The sequence below is a fragment of the Nocardioides sp. Arc9.136 genome (assembly GCF_030506255.1).
GTDB lineage: Bacteria > Actinomycetota > Actinomycetes > Propionibacteriales > Nocardioidaceae > Nocardioides.
In genome coordinates, this window is sequence record NZ_CP113431.1 from 3,155,458 (window position 1) to 3,179,445 (window position 23,988).

Below are 23,988 nucleotides of genomic sequence, written 5' to 3' on the forward strand. Positions count from 1 at the left end.
CCGGTGCGGAGCGTCCGGCGCCGGCGACCGTGCTCCCGTAGGCTGGAGAGGTGACCAGCCATCTGACCGATCAGCGTGATCGTCCGGTCAGCGCGTTCGTCGCCGTCGTCGTGGCTCTCCTCAGCGGCGGCTACATGCTGCCGTGGGCGGTTGCAGCCCTGCGCGGCAAGTCGAACCACTGGACGATCTTCTGGATCAACCTGCTCGGCGGCTGGACGGTGGTCCTGTGGATCGTCGCCGTCGTCATGGCGTTCGGCTCCCACAAGCCGATCCGACGCTACTGACCTCCCTCACGGGGGAAGAGCGCGAGCCTGACCGCGGCCCTGGACATCGCCGGGCTGAGCGGATGGCGTTGATGCGTCCGCGCCGTGCGGGCGGGAGCCAGGGACGTCGGTGCTCGTCGGAGTGCCGAGCCGGCTGTCCCGCGTCAGCGCGCGGTGAGCTTCCGATCGACGTGGATGGTCTGGGTGCCGCGCTGGTAGAAGTGCTCGCCCGAGCGTCGGTACTCGATGTCGACCGACTGCAGCCGCGCGACGCCTGGCCGGCTCGGGGTGATGGTGACGAAGAGGTAGTCGCTGTCGGGGGCGACGCCGTGCTCGAAACGCATGGGCGGCTCGAAGCTCTCGATGTCTCCGCACACCGAGGAAGGGTCGTGGACGGCGCCGATGGGGTCCTCGTCCGGCGCCAGGTGGCAGACCCAGAACGTTGCCGTGGCGGCCGCACTGTTCTCCGAGAACGTGGCGTCCAGGCCGTCGATCGTGACCGTCTCGGCCGAGCCGCTGGCCTTCGGGTAGATGACGGTGGTCGAGAGGGCTGCATCGGCCACCGGCAGGGGGTCAAGACGACCGGAGTCACCCAGGTCGTCGAACGCCGTCGGGTGGGTCCACCAGCGCCAGGTGAAGAGGGCCGCCAGCACGAGAGCGCCGACGAGTACCCAGGTCAGCACGACCTTGCGGCGCGGGCGCCGTGGCTGCGCGCTCGCATCGGTCGTGGAGACATCCGTTGCGGCCGACATGGGCCGATCCTTCCACGGCTGCACCTGCGCCGCAGGTGGCTCCGGGCGCTCGGCGGATCGGCTGAGCTGACCGGTCAGCCCGCGGTCGCCCCAAGCATCAGGCCGGTGGCAGGGCTCGGGCCAGGCGCGCGTGGACGTCGCCGACACAGGAGGCGTGCGGTCCGTCGGCCGTGAGCCGGGGGTAGAGCTTCCTCGGCCACAGCACGTCGACCCCGCGGGTGGCGAACGCACCTCCGACCAAGGGCCAGTCCGATTCGATGAAGCACAGGACGCCGACGACAGGCACGTCCTCGCCGACGACGGACCGCACGAGCTCCACCTGCTTGAGGGCGCCGTCGACAAGCTTCGTCTGGTCGCGCGACCCGACCAGCAGCTTTCCGACCCGGGGCCGGAGGATCCCTCCCTCGACGCGGAGCGACGGCCGCTTGCCGACGTACCGCTTGGCGTCGATGACGTAGACACCCGTCGGCGTGACGGCCAGGTGGTCGATGTTGGCGGGCGACCCAGGGATGCGTCGGTCGTGGAGGAGCCGGAGCGTGGCCGAGGAGAGCTCGTCGAGTCGTCGGCCGAGCCGCTCCTCCCCCACAGCGCCGGTGCCCCAGGCAGTCGTCGACTGCGGGTCGTCGCTCAGCGCCAGGATCAGGCCACCCAGCTTGGGGTGCGCGGTGCGGATGCGCTCCTCACGCCTGGCCCGGCGGCGCTCGTGCTCGCGGCGGGCGGAGGCACCGGCGGTACCGGCATCGAGCGGGTCGGCGGCTGGACGAGCTGCATCGGTACCGGACAGCGGATCCTCCCGACCAGCGTGCGCGGTCGCTGCTACGCAAGTCAGGCAGCGAACGGTCTTGGTGGCTCGCTCGTAGACGGCCTCGGTTCGAGCCTCGAGCACCGTGCCGCATGCGCGGCAGGACCCGGCATAGCGGAGCCGCATCCGCTTCTCGTCGGGCTGCGTCGACATGGATCGACGCTAGCTGGCGATGTTGTCGCTAGAAGGCCTTTCTGCCATGGACGACAAGCGGTTAGTCGTGCAGCAGCCTCCAGCGCCCCTCGGAGACGACCTCGACGGTGCCGTCGACCACCGTGATGGCGGTCTGGTCGTCGATCGCGTAGGCGGGGCCGGAGATGCCGGCGGCCCACTGCTCCGCCTCGGCCAGGGAGTTGCCCGGCAGGCCGTCCTCGGCCAGGTGGGGGCAGATCGAGAAGTCGACGAGCCCCAGCGCGCTGTCGTCACCGGTCGGCGGTCGCCACTGGATGAAGTCGTCCCCGACCTCGGGGGTCATCACCATGCTCCCGGCGCTCAGGCCGACCCAGGTCGTCCTGCTCAGCGCCGGGAGCAGGTCGGCGAGCCCGGACTGCCGCATCCAGTGGCACAGGTAGAGGACGTCGCCGCCCGCCGCCAGCAGGACGTCGGTCTCCCTGACCAGGGGCACCCACTGCTCGGCGTCGATGCTGGGCAGCGCGGTGAGCTCCAGCACGCCGACGGACTCCCAGCCCAGGTCGACCATGGGGTTGTCGGAGTGGCCGCTGATGAACTGCCAGGCCCTGGCGCCGGGCCCGACCCCGGGATGTCCGTACAGCGCCGTCGGGATGCAAAGGGCAGTGGACTCGGCGATCGGCTTGCCCAGCAGGTCCACCAACGCCCGGCGGATGCTCGGGTTCGTGACGCCTCCGGAGGTGAGCAGGAGCTTCACGGTTCCTCCTGGGCAGTGGGCGATGGACGAGGCGTCGTACTGACCGGTCGTCAGCGCCGGACTCATCGCCGTCGATCGACACCCGCGTCGGTCAGGCGCCGTCCTCGGTCAGGCTCGTGGCCGGCAGCCAGTCGGCGCCGAGGAGCTGCGCGAGGTCGGCAAGCCCGGCGGTGTCGCTCCCGACCGTGTCGGACGCTGCGGCGATCCGCTCCACCATCACCTTGCCGACCTGCTCCTCGACGGTGCCCTCGGCGTACGCGATGTGCCACGGCGAGACCTGGTGGTCGCGGTGGGTGCGGCCGGTCACCTGCCGCCCGGCGATGCCCGAGAAGCGGGCCTGGTGGAAGACGCCGACGCGCGGATCGGTGCTCGCCTGGCGGCCGTCGGCGAGGGTCTCGCCGGCGTGCAGGCTGATCGAGGCGACCGTGGTGAAGACGCAGACCTTCGCCTGCCCGGTCTGGAACCGGAACCGCTCGGCCTCGGCGTCGAACCGGTCGCGGCCGTAGATCGTGGCCACCTCGATCCCCGCGTCACGCAGCCGGTCGGCGATGGGGTCGGCGGCGGTCGCGACGAACTCGACCGAGCACGCCACCTGCCGCTCGGACTGGATCTGCTGGGCGATCCAGTCGACGGTCGAGTCGACGCGGATCAGCCCGGCCTTCTGCCGGAAGCGCAGCAGCGCGGCACGGCCCTTCGCGACGTTGCGGCCGCGGCGCGCGATGTCCATCTCGCGGCAGAACTCGCCCCACTCGGCCTCGTAGGCGGTCCGCTCCGCCGGGGTGAGCGTCACCGGCATGCCGGAGATCGGCACCGGCCCCCACGGCGCCGCGCGGTGCAGCATCGCCGGGGGCCGTTCGTCGGCGAGCCAGCCGCGCACCAGTTTGAGGTCGGCGGCCCGCCGCGCCGGGTCGGTGGTCCAGCTCGCGCCGTACCGGCCCTGCTCCACGCCGACGCCGTGCCGCTCGAGCGCGGTGGCGAAGGTGGCCCCGGGCTGTGTCGCCGAGGTCCACTCCCGCATCGGCTCGCCGCGCACCTGCGCGTAGGCGGGGGCGAGGTACGGCAGCTCGAGCGGTGTGTGCCCGGGCGTCGCGGTCGTCGCGATGACGAACGGCGCCTTGTCGTGCGGCCGACCGTGCCCGGAGATCGACGCCCAGAGCTTCCACCGCTTCGTCGTCGTACGGCGCAGCGCATGGGCCTCGTCCGCGATGATCACGTCCCACTGGTGGTCCTTGACCTTCTCGAGCCGGTCCCACGTGATGACGACCCACTCCAGCCCGCCGTCGCCCAGGTCGGTGATCGTGCGGCACCAGTGGCCGATGGTGATCGCGGCGGGCCGGTCGGCCACGACGAGCACCCGCTGCGCGCCACGGAGGTCGCCCACGGCCGTCGCTCCGAGGACCGCGGAGATCGTCTTGCCCACGCCCGGCTCGTCGGCCAGCAGGAACAGGCGTCCGCCCGCCGCGGCCCGCTCCGCGATCGCGTCGGCCGCCTCGAACTGGATCCTCCTGGGCTCGAGATCACCTGTCGCCTCCGGAGCAGGTGTCGGGTCGTCGGGGTTTCAGGGTGTTCTCGATGAACCGACCGAGCGTGTGCGGTCCCGGGGAGTACGGCGCGAGGTGCGCGGGCAGCGCGCGCCCGACGTACAGGTGGGTCCTGACCGCCGGGTGCCACGTGGCGCCGTCGACCTGCGTCCCGTACGGCACGTCGAGGACCCACAGCCGCTCCCCCGGCCCGACGGACGGCAGCGGCCGCTGCGGCTGACGCGTCCCCTTGCGGCGGGGTGACGCGCTGCGCCGACCGGCACTGGATCGACGAGAGCTGGCCACCCCCGGACGCTATCCGGGCCGCCGCCGTGCGCCGGGCTGCCTCGCCCGGGCCGCCGTCGCGGTCCGGCCTCCGGAGCGGGCACGGTCCACCAGCGTCGTCGAGACGTGCCAGCCGTGCGATCGGCGATCCGTCCCGGGTTGCCCGACGGACACGTGCGGGGATGATGGCGGGCAGAGGGCCGGATGGTCGCGCCCTCACCCTTGGAGCTGGGAGCCTCATGTACGCGACACCCACGCGACCGATGACGCAGGACGAACTCGACCTGATCTGCCGGGTGTGGGCAGCCGAGGGAAGTGATGACCCTGCGGACCGGTGGCTGCAGCTGTGGGACGGCGGCGATGCCGACGCCCACCCGGAGGAACGGGACGCCATCGTCGCGACCGCCACGGCCTGTGGCCTGCGGGCCTTCGTCGAGAGCGGCGTCCTCAAGGTGGAGAAGACCCAGCAGCTCCACGACGAGATCGGTTCGCGTTGGATCTGAGACGCGCAGGATGGAAGTAGGTGGTCCCCGACGGCGCGGTGGACAGTCCAGCGTCGTGGCGGGATGGGCCGGGAGCCCGGCGACGTGAGGCACGCACCCGTGGACGCTGAGCAAACACGGGACCAGCTCTCTCAGCGGGCCCGCAGCTCCGCGACCGGCCGGTACGCCGCGTCAGCAGCAAGCGCTTCCAACGGCGAGCCGGCGTCGGCGATGACGACGGCGACGCGGGCGTCGCGGGCGGCGGCGTCGACGCCGAGCTCCACCAGCTCCTGGGCGGAGGTGGCCTTGCCGATGACGGCGATCGGGCCGCCGGGGTCGTGGAAGGGCGGGGCCGGGGCGAGGGAGTAGCCGGGTCGCGGCGCGGCCAGGTTGGCCGCGACCGCGAGGGTGACCGGGAGGTCGCGGACCCACCAGCGGCCCGTCGCCACCAGCCCGGCGGCGTCGGTCGCGCGGAGCCGCACCTCGTCGGCGAGCGGGGTGAAGACGCGCACCTCCCCCGCGTCGGCCGGCACGCTGGTCAGCAGCCGGGCCAGGGCGTCGGGGTCGTCGGCCGCGGACTCGAGGTGGTCCACGACGACGCCGGCGCCGCGGCGTACCCCCAGGAGCACAGCGTCGTCGGTGCCGAGGCAGACGGCGTCGGGCGCGGCGAGCATCCGCTCCGCCATCGCCCGCAGCACCGCGGAGGCCTGGTCGCTGGGCCGCCACAGGCGCGGGGCCCAGTCGGCCATGCGGGCGCTGCGCCGCTCGAGCAGTCCCACGACCCGGTCGAGGTCGGTGGGGCCGAGCGGCCGGACGGCGGTCGCAGCGCTCAGGACGACTCCCCCGCCTGGTCGGCGGCGCGCGCGGCCCGGCGGGCCGCCTTCGCGATCGTCTCCTCGACGATGGAGTTCAGTCGGGCCCCCTGGGGCCATCCGGCGTAGTGACACACGAAGACCACGATCTCACGGAGCGCCTCGTCGTCGAGCTCCCCGTTGGCGTACGCCGCCGGGACCTGGATGCCCAGCACGTCCGCGGCGCCCTGGCCGGCGAGCATCCCGATGAGCAGCAGCCGCCGGTCGCGGTCGGAGAGGCCCGGCCGGTTCCAGATGTCGGCGAAGAGGTGGTCGGCGGTGTAGCGGAAGAAGTCGCCGGTGCCGTCGGACATCTCGAAGCCGTAGACCTCCTCCATCTTCTCCAGCCCGCGACGACGGGTCTCCGGGAGGTCGTCGAACCTCCCGGCACGGTCCTCGCTCACAACCCCAGCCCCTTCCGCAGTCGACCCTCGGCCAGCCGCGCGAGCGGCACGTCGACCCCGAGCTCGTCGGCCAGGGCGACCGCGAACCCGAGGTCCTTCTCCCCCAGCGCGACGACGTGGCCGAACACCCCGTGCCAGAAGTCGTCCGGCGCGATCGGCGCGGTGGTGTCGCGGTGCATGATCGCGCCCGGCCCGCCGGTGATCGCGTCGGTGTGGCGCACCACGTCGCCCAGCGCCCTGATGTCGAGGCCGGCAGCCTCGGCCAGCCGCTGCGCCTCGGTGGCGGCGGTGAAGGCAACGAAGTGCATGAGGTTCCGCGCCAGCTTGAAGCGCGTCCCGGCGCCGACCGGACCCGCGTGCACCACCTTGGCGCCCATCACGTCCAGCGCCGGCCGGGCCGCCGCGAACGCCTCGTCGTCGCCGCCGACCATGATCGCCAGCGTGCCGTCGGCCGCGCCCATGGCGCCGCCGCTGACCGGCGCGTCGAGGAGTCGTACGTCGTGGCGCGCGGCGACGTCGGCCAGGTCGCCGGGGGTGTCCGGCGCGACCGTCGAGTGCACCACGACCGTGAGCCCGGCCCGGGCGGTGGTGAGCGCCTCGAGCAGCACGTCGCGCACCTGCTCGTCGTCGCGGACCATCACGCACAGCACGTCGACCGCGCCGGACAGCGCGGCCACGCTCCCCGTGACCTCGGCACCCGCGTCCCTGAGCTCGGCCAGCGGCTCCGGCGCGACGTCGTACACGTGCAGGGGCAGGTCCGAGGCCGCGAGCCGCAGCGCCATCGGCTTCCCGATGTTGCCCAGCCCGACGAACCCGACGACCGGGCCGGGAGCAGGCTCAGCCACGGAACGTCTGTCCGCCATCGACGGCGAGGATCTGCCCGGTCACCCAGGACGCCTCGTCGGAGAGCAGGAAGACGCACGCGCCGACCATGTCCTCGGGCTGGCCCATCCGCTTGATCGCCAGCGCCTTGACCAGTTCCTTGGACGCCCCGCCGGCCTGGGTGCGGGTGGCCTCGGTGTCGGTGGGGCCGGGCGCGATCGCGTTGACCCGGATGCCCATGCCGCCGACCTCGTGGGCCAGCTGCTGGGTCAGGCCGTTCACGCCGACCTTGGCCAGTCCGTAGAAGCCGGAGTAGAGGTACGCCGCGGTCGAGCTCTGGTTGACGATCGAGCCGCCCCCGCGCTGCTGCATGACGGGATGGACCGCGCGGGTCATCACCAGGGCGCCGTCCATGTTGACGCTCATGAACTTCCGGTAGTAGTCCCAGTCGACGCTGATCAGCAGGTCGAACTGCATGTCGCCGTAGATCGCGGCGTTGTTGACCAGCCCGTCGATGCCGCCGTGCTCGGCGACGGTGCGCTCGACCAGCGCGGCCGCCGACTCGTGCGAGCTGACGTCGGTGCGCACGAACGTCGCCCGGCCGCCGCTCTCGGCGATCGCGGCCGCGACCTTCTCCCCCGACTCCTCGTTGAGGTCGGCCACGACGACCGCCGCACCCTCCGCGGCGATCGAGCGGGCGTACACCTCGCCGATGCCCTGCGCCGCGCCGGTCACGACGACGACCTTGTCCTGCAGTCTGTTCATGGGTTACGGCTGCCTCTCGTCTCACTGGGTCTCGACACGCCGTCGCGACCTCGTTCCTCGGTCGCGGGCTTGCTCGACCCGCTGACCGGTCCCGGCCTTCGCAGGCTCATGCCGGGAACGCCAGCGTCTTGACTTCCAGGTACTCCTCGAAGCCGGCGACGCCCATCTCCCGGCCGAGGCCGGACTGCTTGTAGCCGCCGAACGGCGCGTCGGGGCTGAACCACACGCCGCCGTTCACGGCGAGCGTGCCGGTGCGGATCCGGTCGGCGACGGCCTTGGCCCGCTCCAGCGAGCCGGAGTCCACCGACCCCGAGAGGCCGTACGCCGAGTCGTTGGCGATCCGCACGGCGTCGTCGTCCCCGTCGTGCGGGATGACGACCAGCACCGGCCCGAAGATCTCCTCCTGGGCCAGCCGCGAGGAGTTGTCGAGGCCGGCGACGACGGTCGGGGCGACCCAGTAGCCGGGCTGGTCGATCACGTGGCCGCCGGTGGCGAACGTGCCGCCCTCGTCCTCGGCCAGCCGCAGGTAGGACTCCACCCGGTCGCGCTGCACCTGGGAGATCACCGGCCCGCAGATCGCTCCGGGGTCGGCCGGGTCCTTGGCGCCGATCGACTCCATCGTCGCGGCGGCGACCTGGACGGCCTCGTCGTACTTCTCCCGGGGCACCACGAGCCGGGTCGTGATCGCGCAGCCCTGGCCGGCGTGGATGCAGGCGGTGAACGCCGTGGCGCCGGCGACCGAGGCGACGTCGGCGTCGTCGAGGGCGATCGCGGCGGACTTGCCGCCGAGCTCGAGGAACACCTTCTTCAGGGTCGGCGCCGCCGCCGCCATGATCGCGCGGCCGGTGGCCGTCGAGCCGGTGAAGGAGACCATGTCGACCCGCGGGTCGCTGGCCAGGACCGAGGCGACCTCGTTGGACCGCGGCGTGACGACGTTGAGCACGCCGGCGGGCATGTCGGTGCGCTCCGCGGCGAGCCGGCCCAGCTCGGCGGCGACCCACGGGGTGTCGGGGGCCGGCTTGAGCACGACCGTGCAGCCGGCCGCCAGCGCGGGGCCGATCTTGGCGAGGTTGATCTGGGTGGGGACGTTCCACGGGCTGATCGCGGCGACGACGCCGACCGGCTCGCGGCGCACGGTCCGGCGCGAGGGGATGCCCATCGGCCTGGCGACGCCGAGGTCGGTCTCGAACTCGTAGGACTCCAGCAGGTCGGTCACCCACCGCAGCCCGTCGACCGGCACGTCGAACCCGGCGGCGCCCATCATGAACCCCGGCATGCCGACCTCGGCGGTGGTCAGCGCCTTGAACGCCTCGCCCTCCTCCAGCAGCGCGGCGTGCAGCTGGCGCAGGCAGCGCACCCGCAGCGCCACGTCGGTGGCCCAGCCGCTCTCGTCGAAGGCGCGCCGCGCCGCGGCGATCGCCGCCTCGACGTCGTCCGCGGTGCCGTCCGGGGCGTGCCCGATGACCTCGCCGGTGGCCGGGTTGCGGATCGGGTACGTCGCGCCGTCGCTCGCCGCGACCAGCTTGCCGTCGACCAGCTGCTGGGCCGGCGGGTTGGTCAGCCCGCTCATGCGGTGGTCCCGGCGGTCGGCTCCGTCGTCGGCTCCGTCGTGGTGGGCTCGGGCCGCACGTGCAGCCCGGCCTCGACCGGCGGCGGCCAGACCGGCGAGGGGATGTCGGCGAGGTGGTAGTGCCCGGGGACGCCGTGGCCGGCGACCTTCATCCGCTCCAGCAGCCGCTCCGGCGCCTTGCCCGACCCCAGGATCTCCATGAACGTCTGGGCGGTCGAGGGCATGTCGAACCAGTCGCGCTGCCAGGCGATCTTCAGCTGCCCGGCGTCCGCGCCGCTGGTCTGCCGCTCGACGCCGAACCACGAGCCGCCGATGCCGAGGATCTCGTACTCCTGGCCGGTGGCGTCGTCGGTGATGCCCGAGCGCTGCTTCCAGAAGCCGACGACCATCCCGGCCTTCTCGTCCATCACGGTGGCGACGTAGTCGTAGTGCCAGCCGTCGAAGCCGTCCATCTCGATGCCGATGGCCCAGTCGCGGATCTGGTCGCGACCGACGGCCATGAAGTGCTCGTCGACGGAGTACATCCACCCGTAGCTGGCGTCCTCGGCGTACTCCTCGGCCAGCACGCGCCAGTCGCCCAGTCGCTCGGCCTCGCGGTTGACGGCCAGCCAGCCGTCCCAGAACTCCTCGAGCTCGGCGCGGGTCAGGTCACTCATCTCGGTCCTCCTGGAGAGCCAGCGCCATCGCTGGGCAGTACTTCACGGCATCGGCCACCTGCGGGCGCAGGGACTCGTCGGGGTGCTCCTCGAGCACGACCACCCGGTCGGCGTCGTCGTCGAAGGCGAAGACCTGGGGTGCCTCGCCGAGGCACACCTGGTGGCCCTGGCACAGGTCGAGGTCGGCGACGACCCGCATCACGCGTCCCGGCGGCGGTAGCGCACGCGGCAGGGCTGCTCGAGCTGGATGACCATCTTGGTGAAGTCGTCGCGGTAGGAGTCCAGCGGCTGGGCCGCCTCGAACTCGAAGTCGCGCAGGACGACGGAGAAGATCGCCTTCATCTGCATCATCGCGAACGCGTTGCCCACGCAGCGGTGCCGGCCGGCGCCGAAGGGGATCCAGGTCCAGCGGTTCTGCAGGTCCTCCTGGCGCGGGTCGATGTAGCGGGCCGGGTCGAACCGCTCGGCGTCGGGGAAGTCCTCCTCGATCCGGTTCGACACCCGCGGCGAGGACGCCACGACGGCGCCGGCGGGGATGGTGCGGCCGGCCAGCTCGAAGTCCTCCTGGACCAGCCGCATCAGCACGATCAGCGGCGGGTGCAGGCGCAGGGTCTCCTTGAGCACCGACTCCAGCACCGGGATCGACCGCAGCGCCTGGAACGACACCTCCGAGCCGTCCGCGTAGAGGCCGTCGAGCTCGGTCACGACGTCGGCCATCACGTCGGGGTGGCGCAGCAGCTCGATCATCGCCCAGGAGGCGGTGCCGCTGCTGGTGTGGTGCCCGGCGAACATCATCGAGATGAAGATCCCGGTCACGTAGTCGGCCGACATCTCCAGCGAGACCAGCACGTCGAGCAGGTCGCGCTCCTCGCGCGGGACCGGGCCGCGGGCGACCCGCCGGTCGATGATCGCCTGCACCAGGGCCACGAGCTCCTCGCGGGCGGCGTCGCGGCGGCGGAAGCTGTCGATGTCGGCGTACGCGTCGACGTACGCGATGGCGTCGGTGCCGTGCTCGAGCTCGTGGTAGAGCCGCGCGAAGCGGCCGTCGAGCTCCTCGCGGAACGGCTTGCCGATCAGGCAGGAGGAGGTGGTGTAGATCGTCAGCTCGGCGAAGAAGTCGAGCAGGTCGATCTCGCCCTCGTCGCCCCAGTCGGCGACTATCCGGCGGATCTCGGCCTCGATGGTCTGCGCGTGGCCGCGCATCATGTCGCCGCGCAGGGCCTGGTTCTTCAGCATCTGCTGGCGCTCCTCGGGGCTGGCGTCGAAGACGACGCCCTGGCCGAAGATCGGGGTCATGAAGGGGTACGCCGCGGCCTGGTCGAGCGTGGAGTCCGGCGCGCGGAAGAACGCCTCATTGGCCTCCGCTCCGGTCACCAGCACGACGTCCTTGTCGGCGAGCCGGAAGCGGCCGACGTCGCCGCACTCCTCGCGCACCCGGTGGAACAGGCCGATCGGGTCGACCCGCATCTCCGGGAGGTGGCCGGTGCCGCGGATGATCTCGGGCACCTCGGCCGCCTGGTCGTCGAGGACCGTGGAGACCTCCGGGATGTCGGCGAGCAGGTCGCGCGGGGCGGTGGTGGTCATGACGGGTCCTCCACGGGTGCTTCGGGGTTGACGTCGACGGGGCTGATGTGGACGCCGCGGGGCGCGCTGACGACCGTGGTGATGGCGTCGGCGATGGCGCGGGCCTTGAGGAAGTGCGGGTGGCGGGCCAGCCCGAACCGGACCCACTGCTCGAGCACGAACGCCGCCTGCTCGGCCTCCCAGTCGCCGCCCATCTCGCTCCAGGTCGGCCCGGGGCGCACGACCGAGGCGCGGACGCCGGTGCCCTCGAGCTCCATCTGCAGCGACTCCACGAGCCCCTCGAGCCCGGACTTGCCGGCGGTGTAGGCCGACATGAACGGCCGGGCCCGCAGCGCGACGTCGGAGGAGACGAAGAGGACGTCACCGCGGCGGCGCTCGACCATTGGGGGCACGAACGTCCGGACCAGCCGGTAGGGGCCCACCAGGTTGACGTCGAGCTCGCGGGCGAACCGCTCGGTGCCGACCTCGAGCAGGCGGCCCGGCCCGACGAGGCCGGCGTTGCTGATGACGACCTCGACGTCGCCGATATCGGCGGTCACCTTCGCGGCGAAGTCCGCGACCGACTCCTCCGAGCTGACGTCGAGGGGGTGGGCGACGGCCTCGCCGCCCTCGGCGCGGATGGCGGCGGCGAGCTCCTCGCAGCGGTCGGTACGCCGCGCACCGAGCGCGACGGGGAAGCCGGCGGCCGCGAGGGCCCGGGCCGTCTCCGCACCGATGCCCGAGGAGGCGCCGGCGACCACCGCGGGGCGGCGCTCGGGCTGGGCGTACCTGCCCCGGCTCACCGGAGGCGCACCCGGGTCGGGAGCGAGGCGAACCCGCGCACGCTCGTGGAGTGCACCCGTACGGCGGCGCCGTGGTCGACCTCGAGGCCGTCGGCGACCCCCACCAGGTGCGCGAGGGCGACCCGGGCCTCGAGCCGGGCCAGGTTGGCGCCCAGGCAGAAGTGCCGGCCGCCGCCGAAGCTGAGGATCTGGGAGAGCTCGGCCCGCTCGCGGTGCAGGTCGAAGACGGTCGGCTCGGTGAACACCGTCTCGTCGCGGTTGGCCGAGCCGAGCAGCAGCAGCAGCTTGGAGCCGGCCGGCGCGACGGTGCCGTGCAGGGCCAGGTCGCGCTTGAGGTGCCGGGCGACCATCTGGCTGGAGGTGTCGTGGCGCAGCGTCTCCTCGATCCACGGACCGACGAGCCCGTCGGGGCCAGGTCCGGCGTCGAGGACGTCGGCGAGCTGCTCGGGGTGGGCGGTGAGGTGGAAGAGCGCGTTGCCGAGGAGCTTGGTGGTCGTCTCGTTGCCCGCGACCACCATGAGGAAGAGGAAGGCGATGATCTCGTCGTCGCCGAGCCGGTCCCCCGCGCCGCTCCCGCCGGCCTCGTCGTCCAGGCGGACCGCGAGCAGCGCGCTGGTGAGGTCCTCGGTCGGCTGCCGGCGGCGCTCGGCGAGCATCTCGGCGTAGTAGCCGACGAGCGTGAGCGCGGCCTCCATGCCGGCCGGCGGCACGTCGCGCACGCCCTCCTCGCGGTGGACGACCAGGTCGGCCAGGCGGCGTACCTCGTCGCGGTCGGCCTCCGGGACGCCCATCATCTCGGAGATGACGTCCATCGGGAGCTTGCCGGCGAAGGCGGCGATCCAGTCCAGGTCGACCTCGTCGCCGCTGCCGGCGCCCTCGAGGGCGAACCCGAGGTAGTGCTCGGTGAGCGCCTGCACCCGCGGCTCCAGCCCGCGGACCCGGCGCGGGGTGAACGCACGCGAGACCAGCGACCGGAGCCGCGCCTGGTGCGGGGCGTCCATCGCCAGGAACGACATGACCTTGTGCGCGTGCGGACCCCACGCGCTCTTGTCGAGCGAGACGCCCATGGCGTTGGAGAAGGTGTCGTCGTCGCGCACCGCGGCCGCGATGTCGGCGTGCCGGCTCAGCGACCAGAAGTCGTGCTCGGCGTTGTGGTGCAGCGGCGCCTCGGCGCGGAGCCGGGCGTAGACCGGGTAGGGGTCCTCGTGGAAGTCGTAGTCGTAGGGGTCGAAGACCACGGGCGCGGCCGCCGGCTCGAACGTCGTGCTCATGCGTGTCCCTCCAGGATCGCGGCGACGACGGCGTCGAGCCGCTCGCCCATGTCGGTGTAGGTCAGGACGCCCATGCCGGCCTGCAGCAGCGCCCCGGAGAACGCCAGCACCAGCGCCTCCAGCACGGCCGGCTCCGCGTGCTCCCCCAGCGCCCGGGAGAACCGGTCGAGGAACTCCCCGCCGATCCGCAGCCGCAGCCGGGCGACGTCGGCGTCGGAGCTCAGCAGCGCCGGGGTGACCGCCGCGGCGAGCGCCGGGCTGGCGGCCAGCCGCGCCGCCATCCGACGGGTCACGTCCTGGACCCGCTCGACCGGGGTCGCCCCCTGCGCCACCACGTCGGCGTCCTCGGCGAGGTGGCGCCAGAACAGCTCGGCGAAGAGGTGGTTCTTGGAGGCGAAGTAGGTGTACGCCGTCGCCGCCGACACCCCCGCCCGGCTGGCCACCGACCGGATCGTCAGCGCCTCGTGCCCCACCTCGTCGAGCTCCTCGGCGCCGGCCGTGAAGAGCCGCTCCACGGTCTCCGCCCGGCGCGACCCGAGCTCCTGCCGCGGGGCGTTGGACACATAACTGGACACGTGTCCAACCTAGAACGTGTTCTCGTGCGACCGCAAGCACTTCTGGACCGCTGGTCGAGGCTGCGGCCTACCCGCTGGTCGAGCAGGCGAGCGCCAGCGAGCCGTCGTCGAGACCCCGCGACCGTCCCCAGCGCCGTGGGCACCTCACCGCACCGCTAGTCGAGCAGGCGAGCGCCAGCGAGCCGTCGTCGAGACCCGGCGACCGTCCCTGCGGCCCTGGGCACCTCACCGGGTCTCGACGACGCTCGGCGCTGGCGCGCCTCCCTGCTCGACCAGCAGGACGCGGCGTACCCGCTGGTCGAGCAGGCGAGCCCTGGCGAGCCGTCGTCGAGACCCCGCGACCGTCCCCAACACCGGAAGCACCTCACCGGGTCTCGACGACGCTCGGCGCTGGCGCGCCTCCCTGCTCGACCAGCAGGACGCGGCGTACCCGCTGGTCGAGCAGGCGAGCGCCAGCGAGCCGTCGTCGAGACCCCGCGACCGTCCCCAGCGCCGCACGCACCTCACCGGGCCTCGACGACGCTCGGCGCTGGCGCGCCTCCCTGCTCGACCAACAGAGCCCGCCCGCTGGTCGAGCAGGCGAGCCCTGGCGAGCCGTCGTCGAGACCCCGCAACCGTCCCCAGCACCGTGGGCACCTCACCGGGTCTCGACGACGCTCGGCGCTGGCGCGCCTCCCTGCTCGACTAGCAGAGCCGCCCGCTGGTCGAGCAGGCGAGCCCTGGCGAGCCGTCGTCGAGACCCCGCAACCGTCCCCAGCGCCGTGGGCACCTCACCGGGTCTCGACGACGCTCGGCGCTGGCGCGCCTCCCTGCTCGACCAGCAGAGCCCGCCCGCTGGTCGAGCAGGCGAGCGCAAGCGAGCCGTCGTCGAGACCCCGCAAGCGTCCCCAGCGCCGTAGCCACCTCACCGGGTCTCGACGACGCTCGGCGCTGGCGACCCCCCTGCTCGACCAGCAGGGCGCGGGGTCAGGCGGGGACGGGGGCGCCGGCGGGGGCGTAGGTGCGACCTCGCTCCTCGCGCACCCACAGCTCGCCGTCGCCGGGCGTGGGGCCCTGGGCGATCAGCTCGCGCTTGACGACCTTGTTGGTGGCCGTGGAGGGGAGGTCGGGGGCCACGCGGACGTAGCGCGGCCAGGCCTTCGGCGAGAGGTCCTGCTGCTCGGCGAGGAACGCCTCGAGCTCGGCCGGGGTCAGCACGGCGTCGTCCTGCAGCACGATTGCGGCCATCACCTGGTCGCCGACGTTGCCGTCGGGGACGGCATACACCGCGACCCGGTTGAGCTGCGGCAGGCGCAGGAAGATCCGCTCGATCGGGGCTGCGGCGAGGTTCTCGCCGTCGACCCGCATCCAGTCCGCGGTCCGGCCGGCGAGGTAGATCCAGCCGTCGGCGTCGCGGTAGGCCAGGTCCCCCGACCAGAACATCCCGTGGCGCATCCGCTCGTCGTTGGCCGCCTGGTCGTTGTAGTAGCCGGAGAAGTAGCCGGCGCCCTGGGTGTTGACCAACTCCCCGACGGCCCGGTCGGCGTTGGCCAGCGCGCCGTGCTCGTCGAAGACCGCCGGCTCGCACTCGGTGACGGTCTCGGGGTCGTAGATCGCGACGCCGTCGAAGCCCTTGCCGATCGAGCCCTTGGGCGTCCCGGGCTCACGGGTGATGATCACCGCGCTCTCGGTCGAGCCGAAGCCGTCCCAGACGGTGCAGCCGAACCGGCGCGAGAACTCCTCGATGTCGCGGTCGCTGGCCTCGTTGCCGAACGCCACGCGCAGCGGGTTGTCGGCGTCATCGGGCTGTTCCGGTGTCGCGAGGACGTAGGCGAGCGGCTTGCCGACGTAGTTCATGTACGTCGCGCCGTAGTGGCGCACGTCGTCGAGGAAGTGCGAGGCCGAGAACTTCGCCGGCGCCATCGCGGCACCGGACCCGATCGCGACCGACCACCCGGCGAGGACCGCGTTGGAGTGGAACAGCGGCATCGAGAGGTAGCAGGTGTCGTCCGCGGTGACGGCGTACTTGTCGATGAGCGTGATGCCGGCGAAGAGCACCATCAGGTGCGCCACCTGCACGGCCTTGGGGTCACCGCTCGTCCCGGAGGTGAAGATCATCATGAAGGTGTCCATGGCCTCGACCTCGCGGTGCGGCACGAGCGGCCCGGCGCCGGCGACGAGCTCGTCGTACTCCGGCGTGCCCACCTCGAGCACGCGCACCCCGTCGAGGTCGAGCCCCTCGAGCAGCGGCCGGTGCTCGGCGTCGGTGAGCAGCACCTGCGCGTCGCAGCGGCGTACATCGGCGGCCAGCCCGGCCCCGCGCCGGGTGTTGTTGACCCCGCACAGCACGTAGCCGCCCAGGGCGGCCGCGGCCATCGACCGCAGCATGTCGGGGGTGTTGCCGAGCAGGACCGCCACGTGGACCGGGCGCTCGGGGTCGACGAGCCCCAGCAGCGCCGACGCCTCCGCCGAGGCCTCCGCGACGTGCTCGCGCCACGTCCAGGTGCGGTCGCCGTGCTTGACCGCGACCCCGTCGTCCTCGGCCCGCTCCCGCACCAGCTGCTGCACGTTCTCCGCCATTGCCCTCGCCCTCCGGCTCGCTTCTGCTCCCACCGAACTGGAACGTGTTCCAGATCACTCGACGCGCGTCAACATGGCCCCTGGTGTGACGTACGTCAACCGTTTCCGGGCAAAGAGTCCGAAGGTGTCAACACTGTTGACACCTCGGCGGTGGTGGCTGACGATGCCCGCATGACCAGCCGGTACGCCGACCTCTCGCGCGCCCAGCTCGCGACGCTCGTGCGCGAGCTGCTGCTGATCGGCCAGCTCATCGACCGCTCGGGCATGGCGTGGTGCATCGCCGCGTTCGGCCGCGAGGAGATGGCCCAGATCGCCATCGAGGAGTGGGCGGCGTCCTCGCCGGTCTACACCCGCCGGATGCAGCGGGCGCTGGGGTACGCCGCGGAGCCCGGCGAGGGCGACGTCGTGACGATCTTCAAGGGCCTGCAGCTCGACATCGGCGCTCCCCCGCAGTTCATGGACTTCCGCTACACCGTCCACGACCGGTGGCACGGCGAGTTCCACCTCGACCACTGCGGCGCGCTGATGGACGTCGAGCCGATGGGCCCCGACTACGTCCGCTCGATGTGCCACACGATCGAGGACCCGACCTTCGACGCCACCGCCGTCGCGACGAATCCGCAGGCGCAGGTGCGACCGGTCCACCGGCCCCCGCGGGTCCCCGCCGGCCGCACCCCGCACTGCGCCTGGACGGTGCGGATCGACGCGTCGTACCCGCCGGTCGAGGGCATTCCCGCCCTCGCCCTCGTCGAGCGCTCCCGCGCGGCCACCACGGAGCTGGACCCGGTGGACCCCCTCGACGAGGGGGCGGCCGACTACGCCGGGCCGCTGCTCGACGACCTCGACCTCACCGCCTTCAGCCGCTCCGCGCTGGTGCGGATCGCCGACGAGGTCTGCCTGCAGATGCACCTGCTGAACCTCGCGTTCCTCCTCGCGCTGCGGGCGCGCACCGGGGACGACGGGGCCGGCGCCGCCCAGCACCGCACCATCGCGACCAAGCAGCTCACCGGCATCGCCGGTGTCGCCGCGGACCGGATCCGGCGCGCGCTCGACCTGCCCGCCGACGCCGACGGGGCCACCGAGGTGCTCCGGCTGCACCCGCTGCTCAACCCGGCGGCGTACGTCGAGGCGTCGGTCGGCACCCGGTCGGTCACCGTCGCCCCGTCGGCCGCGCACGCGGACGGCGCGTGGGTCACGCTGGTCGGCCCGGGCAGCACCGGTCCGCTGCAGGCGGCCGTGCGCGCCGTCAGCCCCTACCTCGACGTCGAGGTCACGGGCACCGCCGAGCACTGGACGGCCACCGTCGTCACCCGCGAGGAGCCGGCCGAGGAGCCCGACGAGGTCGCGGTGACCCGGATCAGCACGGGCGCCTCCTTCGAGTTCCAGCCGCGGCGCTCGCTGCCGATCACCCCGGTCCACCCGGCGCACGCGTGAGCCACCCGGTCTTCGTCCACGAGGACGTCCCCACCGCCGAGGTCGACCGGCTCGAGGCGCTGCACCGGCCGCTCGCCGACAGCGTCCGCGAGCTCGTCGACGCCACTATCCGCACCACCGTCGACGACGAGGAGGTGCACGCGGTCCGCGCGGAGGTCGACGCCCTCGTCGCCCGGTTGCGCGCCCGCCAGCTCGACGGCCCCGCCGGCGTCCGCTACAACTCCGAGGCCCGCAGCTGGAGCTGGGGCAACGCCGTGGTCGGCCAGCGCAACGCGGTCGCGCCGCCGCTGCGGGTCGTCCACGAGCCCGACGGGCTGGCCCACGCCGAGACCGTGCTCGGCGCGGCGTACGAGGGACCGCCCGGCATGGTCCACGGCGGCGTCGCCGCGATGCTGCTCGACCACGTCATGGGCGAGACGGCGAGCGCGTCCAAGCGGGTGACCTTCACCGGGACGCTCACCATGCGCTACGTCCGGAGCACGCCGCTCGGGCCGGTGCGGATCGAGAGCCGCATCGCCCGCGAGGAGGGACGCAAGGTGTTCGTCGTCGCGACGATCGGCGACCCCGACGGGGTGACCGTCGAGGCCGACGGCGTCTTCATCGTCCCCCGCTGGGCCACCTGAGGCTCACCCCCGCAGCGCCTCCTCGACGAGGTCGGGCCGGGCCTCGGCGAGCACCTCGTCGCGGTCCTCGGCGAGGACGAACCCGGCCGCGACCGCGGCGTCGGTGGCCCGCTCGTACGCCGCGAGGTAGGCGGCCACGTCGGGGTACGCCGCCGCCAGCCGCTCGGGCTCGACCGGCAGCGTGCTGCCGAACAGCTCGCAGATGACCGGCGCGCCCGGCTCGGTGTCGCCGGAGAGCACCTCCAGGGCCGCGTCGACCGCGGGCGTGCGGACCCCGCCGCGGGCGTTGCCGACCTCGTCGGTCACGAACCGGCCGTCCTCGACCTCGAGCCGCTCGGCCGCGGGTGCGGCCGGTCCGCCGCGCGCCCACGCCTCGAGGTGCCGGACGGCCGCGCGGACGACGTAGGCCTGCTGGCCGCGGTTCACCGGCCGCGGGCAGGCGAGGTACTGCTCGAAGTCGCCGATCTGGAACTTGTCGGCGTGCGCGGTGCCCGCGACCTCCCACAGCCGCACGCGGTCGGCGTCCGGCTGCCGCGCGGGCAGGTAGGCCAGGCGGCCGGTCAGGTCGGTCTCGGTCTGCACCATGACGACCGGCACGTCGAGGTCGTCGCGGACGCGCACCGGCGGGTCGCAGCGGAAGACGCCGATGTCCACCGCGGCGCCCGGCTCCCCCAGCGGCATCGCGGCGCCGCCGCGGGAGTGCACGAGGAACCCGTCGAACCGGCCGGTGAGCGGCTGAAGGCCGTTGGCGTAGGTCGTCAGCGCGTACGCCGACTGCGACTCCCCCACCGCGAGCAGGCAGGTGACCGGGCCGGGCCCGCCGGCGAGGTGGTCCACCAGCGCGCCGGCCACCTCGGTGTAGACGTCGTAGGCGTACGCGTCGCCCGGGTGGTGCAGCGCGGCGTACCGCTCCTGCCCGCGCAGGCCCGCGCTCGGGGCTCCGAGCCCGACCGCGGAAACCCCGCCCATCACGCCGATGTGCTGGGCGGAGACCCCGGCCCAGGCGTGGCCGCGACGGACGACCTCCTCGGCCAGGTAGGTCCAGTCCGGGGCGGCATCGGTGCCGGAGCTGACGTTGAGCCACTCCACCAGCAGGGTGCCGCTGAACGTCGCCGGGTCGGCCGGCGCGCGCAGCACGACCCGGGTGGCGAAGTCGGCGCGGTCGCGCTCGGCCAGCGCCCACCGTCCGTCCTGGGGCAGCTCGGCCGCGCTCCACGAGCGGGCGGTGCCGCTCGCGACCAGCTCGGACTCGACGTACCCCGCCGCGGCGAGGTCGGGGCCGGGCCGGGCGGCCAGCAGGCCGTGCTCGCCGGGCGGGAGGGGCGTCAGCGTGGTCACCCGACCGATCCTGCCCGGTCGCGTCGCGCGCGTCCGGCGATCAGACCGACCGCTCCAGGACGACGGTCGTGCCGCTCTCGCTCGGGACCACCCGGACCTCGCCGGCGGCGCTCATCAGCGCGGCGCCGTGGCCCCGGTCCATGCTCGCCCGGCGCTCGCGCCAGCGGCCGAAGTCCTGCACCTCGACGCGGACCCGGCGCTGGACGTCGTCGACCTCGACCCGGACGAGCACGCGGTCGCGCGTCGGCGCCACGGCGTGCTCGACGGAGTTGTTGACCGCCTCGGAGAGGCTGATCAGCACCTCGAACACGTCGCGCTCGGTCAGCCCCGCGGCCAGCAGGCGGGGACCGACCTCGCGCCGCGCGCGGCCGGCGGCCTCGAGCGCCAGCGGGAGGTCGAGCTCGAGCTCCAGCGGCACCAGCACCGACTGCGGCGGCGCGCCCGGCGGTCGCTGCAGGACCAGCACCGCGACGTCGTCGGTGCGCTCCCGGCCGGCCACCAGCCCGAGCACGTCGTCGACGATCGCGTGCACGTCGTCTCCTGCCCGGCTCGCGAGCAGCTGCACGAGCCGCTCGGGGCCGCCCTCCAGCTGGGTCGCGCGGTCCTCGACCAGCCCGTCGGTGTAGGCGACCAGGGTCGCGCCGGCCGGCACCTGCGTGCTCCCCGCGGACGGGGCCAGGCCGAAGGCCGCGCCGAGCGGCGGGGTGACCTCGCCGCCGAGCAGCTCCGCGCCGCCGTCGGGGCCGAGCAGCACCGGAGGCGGGTGCCCGGCGTTGCACCAGCTCAGCGTGCCGGAGACGACGTCGAGGTGACCCAGGAACATCGTCGTGAACGACGCCCCGGGCATCCGGTCCATCAGCTCGTCGAGGGCGGCGACGCTCTCGGTGGGGCTCAGCCCCTCCAGCGCGTAGGCGCGGACGGCGGTCCGCAGCTGGCCCATGACCAGCGCGCTGGTCAGCCCCTGCCCGGCCACGTCGCCCATGCACAGCGCCACCCGGCCGTCGGGCAGCGCGAGCACGTCGTACCAGTCGCCGCCGACCTGGACCGAGCGCTCGGCGGGACGGTACGCCGCGGCGAGCCGCAGCCCGGCGACGTCGGGGAGCCGCTCGGGCAGCAGGGCCCGCTGCAGCGTGGAGGCGACGACCACGTCGCGCTCGGCGTGCCAGCCCTCCTCGACGACCGCGGCGAGCACGCGGGTCACCGGCTCCAGGAGGGCCCGGCTCTGCGGGCGCAGCGCCGCCGCGGCGGGCAGCCGGACCTCGAGGGTGCCGAGCCGGCGGTCGCCCCGGCCCCGCACGGTCGCGGAGATCAGCTCGGCCGACGCGCTCGGCGCACCGGCGCGGAAGGTCACGTCGGGCCCGCCGTCCTCGGCGGCCAGCGTCAGCACCACCTCGTCGGCCGGGAGCAGCGCGCGGACCTGCTCGACCAGGCTGCCCAGCGCGTCGTCGAGCCGCCGGCCGGAGGTGATCAGCGCCGCGGCGTCGGCCAGCTCGCGCAGCTGCGCGACGTGCTGGGTGCGCTGGCGGGCCAGGCGCAGGGTGGTGCGCAGCCGCGCGAGCAGGTCGGAGCTGGCGAACGGCTTGACGACGTAGTCGTCGGCGCCCAGGTCCAGGCCCTCGGCCGACGCGCCCTCACCGGCCCGCGCGGAGAGCACGACGATCGGGAGCGTCGCGGTGCGCGGGTCCGCGCGCAGCGCCCGGACCAGCTCGAACCCGTCGAGCCGCGGCATCATCACGTCGGTCAGCAGCAGGTCCGGGACCTCGCGCAGGGCCAGGTCGAGGGCCACCCGGCCGTCGGCCACGGCGGTCACCTCCCACCCCTCGCCCTCCAGGAGCCGAGTGACGTGCTCGCGCATGTCGGCGTTGTCGTCGGCGACCAGGACGCGCGTCCGGTCGCCGGGAGGTACGTCGCCGGCCCGGCCGGCCGGCTCGGCGGACCGCTCGAGCGACACCCACGACTCCGCCTCCTCGACCGCGGCCGCCAGCCGCGGGCCGGACGTGCCGGGCGTGCCGTCCGTGCCGTGCGCACCTCGGGTCGGCGCCGGGGCGGAGCGGACGGGCAGCCGCACGGTGAAGGTCGTGCCGGCGCCGACCCGGCTGTCGACGTCGACCGTGCCGCCGTGCAGCGCCACCAGCTCGCCGACGAGCGCCAGGCCGATGCCCGAGCCCTCGTGGCTGCGGGAGCGGGCGCCGCGGGCGCGGTGGAACCGGTCGAAGAGCCGGGGCAGGTCCTCCTCGGCGACCCCGACGCCGGTGTCGGCCACGACGAGCCGGACCTCCTCCGCGTCGCCCTCGAGCCGGACCGTGATGCCGCCGGTGAAGGTGAACTTCAGCGCGTTGGAGAGCAGGTTCGTCACGATCGTCTCCCAGTGCACCGGGTCGACGAGCGTCGGCGGCAGGGCGGCGCAGGCGACGTCCAGGGTCAGCCCGCCGCGCTCGACCGCGGCCCTGAAGCCGCTGGCGACGTCGGAGGTGAGCGCCGGCAGGTCGACGACCTCGGGCTCGCTCGCGGCGGCCCCCGCCTCGAGGGAGGAGAAGGTGAGCAGGTTGTTGACGAGCTTGAGCAGCCGCCGCGAGGCCCGCAGGGCCGTGCCGACCCGGTCGCGCTGCGCCGGAGCGAGCGGTTCCTCCTGGTCCTCCAGCGCGTCGCCGAGCGGTCCGAGCATCAGCGTCAGCGGGGTGCGGAACTCGTGGCTGACGTTGGTGAAGAACTCGGTCTTCACCCGGTCCAGCTCGGCCAGCGCCTCCGCGCGGGCGCGCTCCTCCTCGTAGGCCAGCGCGTTGCGCAGCGCCGTCCCGACCTGCTGGGCGAGGAGACCGAGGAAGGAGCGGTACAGGTCGTCGAGCGCCCGGCTCGGCGAGACCCCGGCGACCAGGACGCCGAGCGGGGTGCGGGGGTCCGCCGACGGGATCGGGATCGACACCGCCTCGGTGACCGGCTCGGAGAACGCGCCGCCGAGGACCTGCGTGCCGGGCGGCACCGCGACGGTCGTGGCGGCGCCGCGGCCGGCGGCGCCGAGGCCCCACGGGTCGTCGTCCCCGGCCAGGTCGGCCGCCTCGGGCAGACCGTCGATCGAGGCGGCGACGCGGCGCAGGCGGTCCCCCGAGCGCAGGTAGAGACCGACGAACGGCACGTCGAGGGGCCGCTCCTCGACCGCGGCCAGGATCCGGCCGGCGACCTCGTCGACGGGCACGGTGGTGTCGTCGGCCAGCGTGACGGCCTGGAGCAGGCGCAGCCGCCGCTCGCCGACCACCTGCTCGGTCACCTCCGAGCAGACCGTGAGCACGCCCCGGGTCACGCCCTCGTCGTCCTCGGCCGGTGCGTGGCTGACGCTGAAGTACGCCTCCTCGCGGTAGCCGGCCCGCTCGAGCAGCAGCTGCAGGGCCGGCACCCAGCTCGCGACCCCGGTCGCCATGGCCTCGGCGATGAGCGGGCCGAGGACGGGCCAGCCCTCCGAGAGGGTCACCCGGCAGTCGCCGCCCATCGCGGCGGGGTGGCGGTCGCCGATGAGCGCGGAGTAGGCGTCGTTGTAGATCTGGGTGAACTGCTCGCCCCAGAGGATCAGCATCGGGTAGCGCGAGGACTGCGCCGTGCGCACCAGCACCCGCAGCGTCTCGGGCCAGGTGTCCGGCTCGCCGACCGGTGTCGCGGACCAGTCCGTGCGCGCCATCAGGCGCCCGACGGGGGTGCCCTCGTCGAACAGGTCGCGCCGCTGGCCCACCAGGCCTCCTTCCGCCGTGCCGCGGCGGGAGCCTACGCGACGG

General features: G+C 73.8%; 22 protein-coding genes. 4 read left to right on the forward strand and 18 right to left on the reverse strand.

Annotation, left to right across the window (positions count from 1 at the left end):
* Positions 1–50: 50 nt before the first annotated feature.
* On the forward strand, positions 51–284 hold the full coding sequence (locus OSR43_RS15355) for a superinfection immunity protein (RefSeq protein WP_302267495.1): 234 nt from the start codon (positions 51–53) through the stop codon (positions 282–284).
* A 143-nt stretch (positions 285–427) separates the two neighbouring features.
* Here OSR43_RS15355 and OSR43_RS15360 read toward each other — a convergent pair whose 3' ends face one another.
* From OSR43_RS15360 to OSR43_RS15375, 4 genes are all read right to left on the reverse strand, one after another.
* Positions 428–1,015 carry a hypothetical protein gene (locus tag OSR43_RS15360; RefSeq protein WP_302267496.1) on the reverse strand — a complete coding sequence of 196 codons (588 nt, stop codon included), beginning with the start codon at positions 1,013–1,015 and terminating at the stop codon, positions 428–430.
* Positions 1,016–1,112: 97 nt separating this feature from the next.
* Positions 1,113–1,970 (reverse strand): nuclease-related domain-containing protein, encoded by an 858-nt coding sequence (locus OSR43_RS15365; protein ID WP_302267497.1) that lies wholly within the window; start codon positions 1,968–1,970, stop codon positions 1,113–1,115.
* Positions 1,971–2,031: 61 nt separating this feature from the next.
* Positions 2,032–2,703, reverse strand: a complete 672-nt coding sequence (locus OSR43_RS15370) for a Type 1 glutamine amidotransferase-like domain-containing protein (protein WP_302267498.1) — start codon at positions 2,701–2,703, stop codon at positions 2,032–2,034.
* A 91-nt stretch (positions 2,704–2,794) separates the two neighbouring features.
* Positions 2,795–4,123: a helicase gene (locus tag OSR43_RS15375; protein ID WP_302267499.1), complete on the reverse strand. Its 1,329-nt coding sequence runs from the start codon at positions 4,121–4,123 to the stop codon at positions 2,795–2,797.
* 648 nt (positions 4,124–4,771) lie between these two features.
* Between OSR43_RS15375 and OSR43_RS15380 the strand changes: the two genes are divergently transcribed.
* Positions 4,772–5,011 carry a hypothetical protein gene (locus OSR43_RS15380; protein ID WP_302267500.1) on the forward strand — a complete coding sequence of 80 codons (240 nt, stop codon included), beginning with the start codon at positions 4,772–4,774 and terminating at the stop codon, positions 5,009–5,011.
* Between the two features lie 131 nt (positions 5,012–5,142).
* Here OSR43_RS15380 and OSR43_RS15385 read toward each other — a convergent pair whose 3' ends face one another.
* From OSR43_RS15385 to fadD1, 12 genes are all read right to left on the reverse strand, one after another.
* Positions 5,143–5,769 carry a hypothetical protein gene (locus OSR43_RS15385; protein ID WP_302267501.1) on the reverse strand — a complete coding sequence of 209 codons (627 nt, stop codon included), beginning with the start codon at positions 5,767–5,769 and terminating at the stop codon, positions 5,143–5,145.
* 50 nt (positions 5,770–5,819) lie between these two features.
* Positions 5,820–6,245, reverse strand: coding sequence for a carboxymuconolactone decarboxylase family protein (locus tag OSR43_RS15390; RefSeq protein ID WP_302267503.1), 426 nt, complete (start codon positions 6,243–6,245; stop codon positions 5,820–5,822).
* The gene (locus tag OSR43_RS15395) at positions 6,242–7,090 is read right to left on the reverse strand and encodes an NAD(P)-dependent oxidoreductase (protein ID WP_302267504.1); all 849 of its coding nucleotides are present in this window, start codon (positions 7,088–7,090) and stop codon (positions 6,242–6,244) included. Before OSR43_RS15395 ends, OSR43_RS15390 begins: the two co-directional genes overlap by 4 nt.
* Positions 7,083–7,832: an SDR family oxidoreductase gene (locus OSR43_RS15400; protein WP_302267505.1), complete on the reverse strand. Its 750-nt coding sequence runs from the start codon at positions 7,830–7,832 to the stop codon at positions 7,083–7,085. The genes OSR43_RS15395 and OSR43_RS15400 overlap by 8 nt, the downstream gene beginning before the upstream one ends.
* Before the next feature lie 106 nt (positions 7,833–7,938).
* Positions 7,939–9,402 (reverse strand): aldehyde dehydrogenase, encoded by a 1,464-nt coding sequence (locus OSR43_RS15405; RefSeq protein ID WP_302267507.1) that lies wholly within the window; start codon positions 9,400–9,402, stop codon positions 7,939–7,941.
* Positions 9,399–10,058, reverse strand: a complete 660-nt coding sequence (locus OSR43_RS15410) for a hypothetical protein (protein WP_302267508.1) — start codon at positions 10,056–10,058, stop codon at positions 9,399–9,401. Before OSR43_RS15410 ends, OSR43_RS15405 begins: the two co-directional genes overlap by 4 nt.
* A complete protein-coding gene (locus OSR43_RS15415; RefSeq protein WP_302267509.1) occupies positions 10,051–10,257 on the reverse strand; it encodes a ferredoxin in 207 nt (68 codons plus the stop codon). The genes OSR43_RS15410 and OSR43_RS15415 overlap by 8 nt, the downstream gene beginning before the upstream one ends.
* Complete coding sequence (locus tag OSR43_RS15420; protein ID WP_302267510.1) at positions 10,257–11,642, reverse strand: cytochrome P450; 1,386 nt, start codon at positions 11,640–11,642, stop codon at positions 10,257–10,259. Before OSR43_RS15420 ends, OSR43_RS15415 begins: the two co-directional genes overlap by 1 nt.
* On the reverse strand, positions 11,639–12,424 hold the full coding sequence (locus OSR43_RS15425) for an SDR family oxidoreductase (protein ID WP_302267511.1): 786 nt from the start codon (positions 12,422–12,424) through the stop codon (positions 11,639–11,641). Before OSR43_RS15425 ends, OSR43_RS15420 begins: the two co-directional genes overlap by 4 nt.
* Positions 12,421–13,695 carry a cytochrome P450 gene (locus tag OSR43_RS15430; RefSeq protein ID WP_302267512.1) on the reverse strand — a complete coding sequence of 425 codons (1,275 nt, stop codon included), beginning with the start codon at positions 13,693–13,695 and terminating at the stop codon, positions 12,421–12,423. The genes OSR43_RS15425 and OSR43_RS15430 overlap by 4 nt, the downstream gene beginning before the upstream one ends.
* On the reverse strand, positions 13,692–14,270 hold the full coding sequence (locus OSR43_RS15435) for a TetR/AcrR family transcriptional regulator (RefSeq protein WP_302267513.1): 579 nt from the start codon (positions 14,268–14,270) through the stop codon (positions 13,692–13,694). The genes OSR43_RS15430 and OSR43_RS15435 overlap by 4 nt, the downstream gene beginning before the upstream one ends.
* 966 nt (positions 14,271–15,236) lie before the next feature.
* Complete coding sequence (fadD1, locus tag OSR43_RS15440; protein ID WP_302267514.1) at positions 15,237–16,829, reverse strand: fatty-acid--CoA ligase FadD1; 1,593 nt, start codon at positions 16,827–16,829, stop codon at positions 15,237–15,239.
* 171 nt (positions 16,830–17,000) lie between these two features.
* Between fadD1 and OSR43_RS15445 the strand changes: the two genes are divergently transcribed.
* Positions 17,001–18,263 (forward strand): hypothetical protein, encoded by a 1,263-nt coding sequence (locus OSR43_RS15445; RefSeq protein WP_302267515.1) that lies wholly within the window; start codon positions 17,001–17,003, stop codon positions 18,261–18,263.
* Entirely contained in the window at positions 18,260–18,886 is a 627-nt protein-coding gene (locus tag OSR43_RS15450; protein ID WP_302267516.1) for a PaaI family thioesterase, read from the forward strand. Before OSR43_RS15445 ends, OSR43_RS15450 begins: the two co-directional genes overlap by 4 nt.
* A 3-nt stretch (positions 18,887–18,889) precedes the next feature.
* Here OSR43_RS15450 and OSR43_RS15455 read toward each other — a convergent pair whose 3' ends face one another.
* Together OSR43_RS15455 and OSR43_RS15460 are read right to left on the reverse strand one after the other, a co-directional pair.
* Positions 18,890–20,224 carry an alpha/beta hydrolase domain-containing protein gene (locus OSR43_RS15455; protein WP_302267517.1) on the reverse strand — a complete coding sequence of 445 codons (1,335 nt, stop codon included), beginning with the start codon at positions 20,222–20,224 and terminating at the stop codon, positions 18,890–18,892.
* A gap of 40 nt (positions 20,225–20,264) precedes the next feature.
* Positions 20,265–23,945, reverse strand: a complete 3,681-nt coding sequence (locus OSR43_RS15460; RefSeq protein ID WP_302267518.1) for a SpoIIE family protein phosphatase — start codon at positions 23,943–23,945, stop codon at positions 20,265–20,267.
* Positions 23,946–23,988 lie beyond the last annotated feature (43 nt).

Excerpts from the sequence above, each read along its gene's own strand:
- OSR43_RS15420 (WP_302267510.1), bottom strand. The coding sequence starts at position 11,642 with ATGACCACCACCGCCCCGCGCGACCTGCTCGCCGACATCCCGGAGGTC.
- OSR43_RS15430 (WP_302267512.1), bottom strand. The coding sequence starts at position 13,695 with ATGAGCACGACGTTCGAGCCGGCGGCCGCGCCCGTGGTCTTCGACCCC.
- OSR43_RS15415 (WP_302267509.1), bottom strand. The coding sequence starts at position 10,257 with ATGCGGGTCGTCGCCGACCTCGACCTGTGCCAGGGCCACCAGGTGTGC.
- OSR43_RS15405 (WP_302267507.1), bottom strand. The coding sequence starts at position 9,402 with ATGAGCGGGCTGACCAACCCGCCGGCCCAGCAGCTGGTCGACGGCAAG.
- OSR43_RS15445 (WP_302267515.1), top strand. The coding sequence starts at position 17,001 with ATGACCAGCCGGTACGCCGACCTCTCGCGCGCCCAGCTCGCGACGCTC.
- OSR43_RS15360 (WP_302267496.1), bottom strand. The coding sequence starts at position 1,015 with ATGTCGGCCGCAACGGATGTCTCCACGACCGATGCGAGCGCGCAGCCA.
- OSR43_RS15410 (WP_302267508.1), bottom strand. The coding sequence starts at position 10,058 with ATGAGTGACCTGACCCGCGCCGAGCTCGAGGAGTTCTGGGACGGCTGG.
- OSR43_RS15400 (WP_302267505.1), bottom strand. The coding sequence starts at position 7,832 with ATGAACAGACTGCAGGACAAGGTCGTCGTCGTGACCGGCGCGGCGCAG.
- OSR43_RS15380 (WP_302267500.1), top strand. The coding sequence starts at position 4,772 with ATGACGCAGGACGAACTCGACCTGATCTGCCGGGTGTGGGCAGCCGAG.
- fadD1 (WP_302267514.1), bottom strand. The coding sequence starts at position 16,829 with ATGGCGGAGAACGTGCAGCAGCTGGTGCGGGAGCGGGCCGAGGACGAC.
- OSR43_RS15365 (WP_302267497.1), bottom strand. The coding sequence starts at position 1,970 with ATGTCGACGCAGCCCGACGAGAAGCGGATGCGGCTCCGCTATGCCGGG.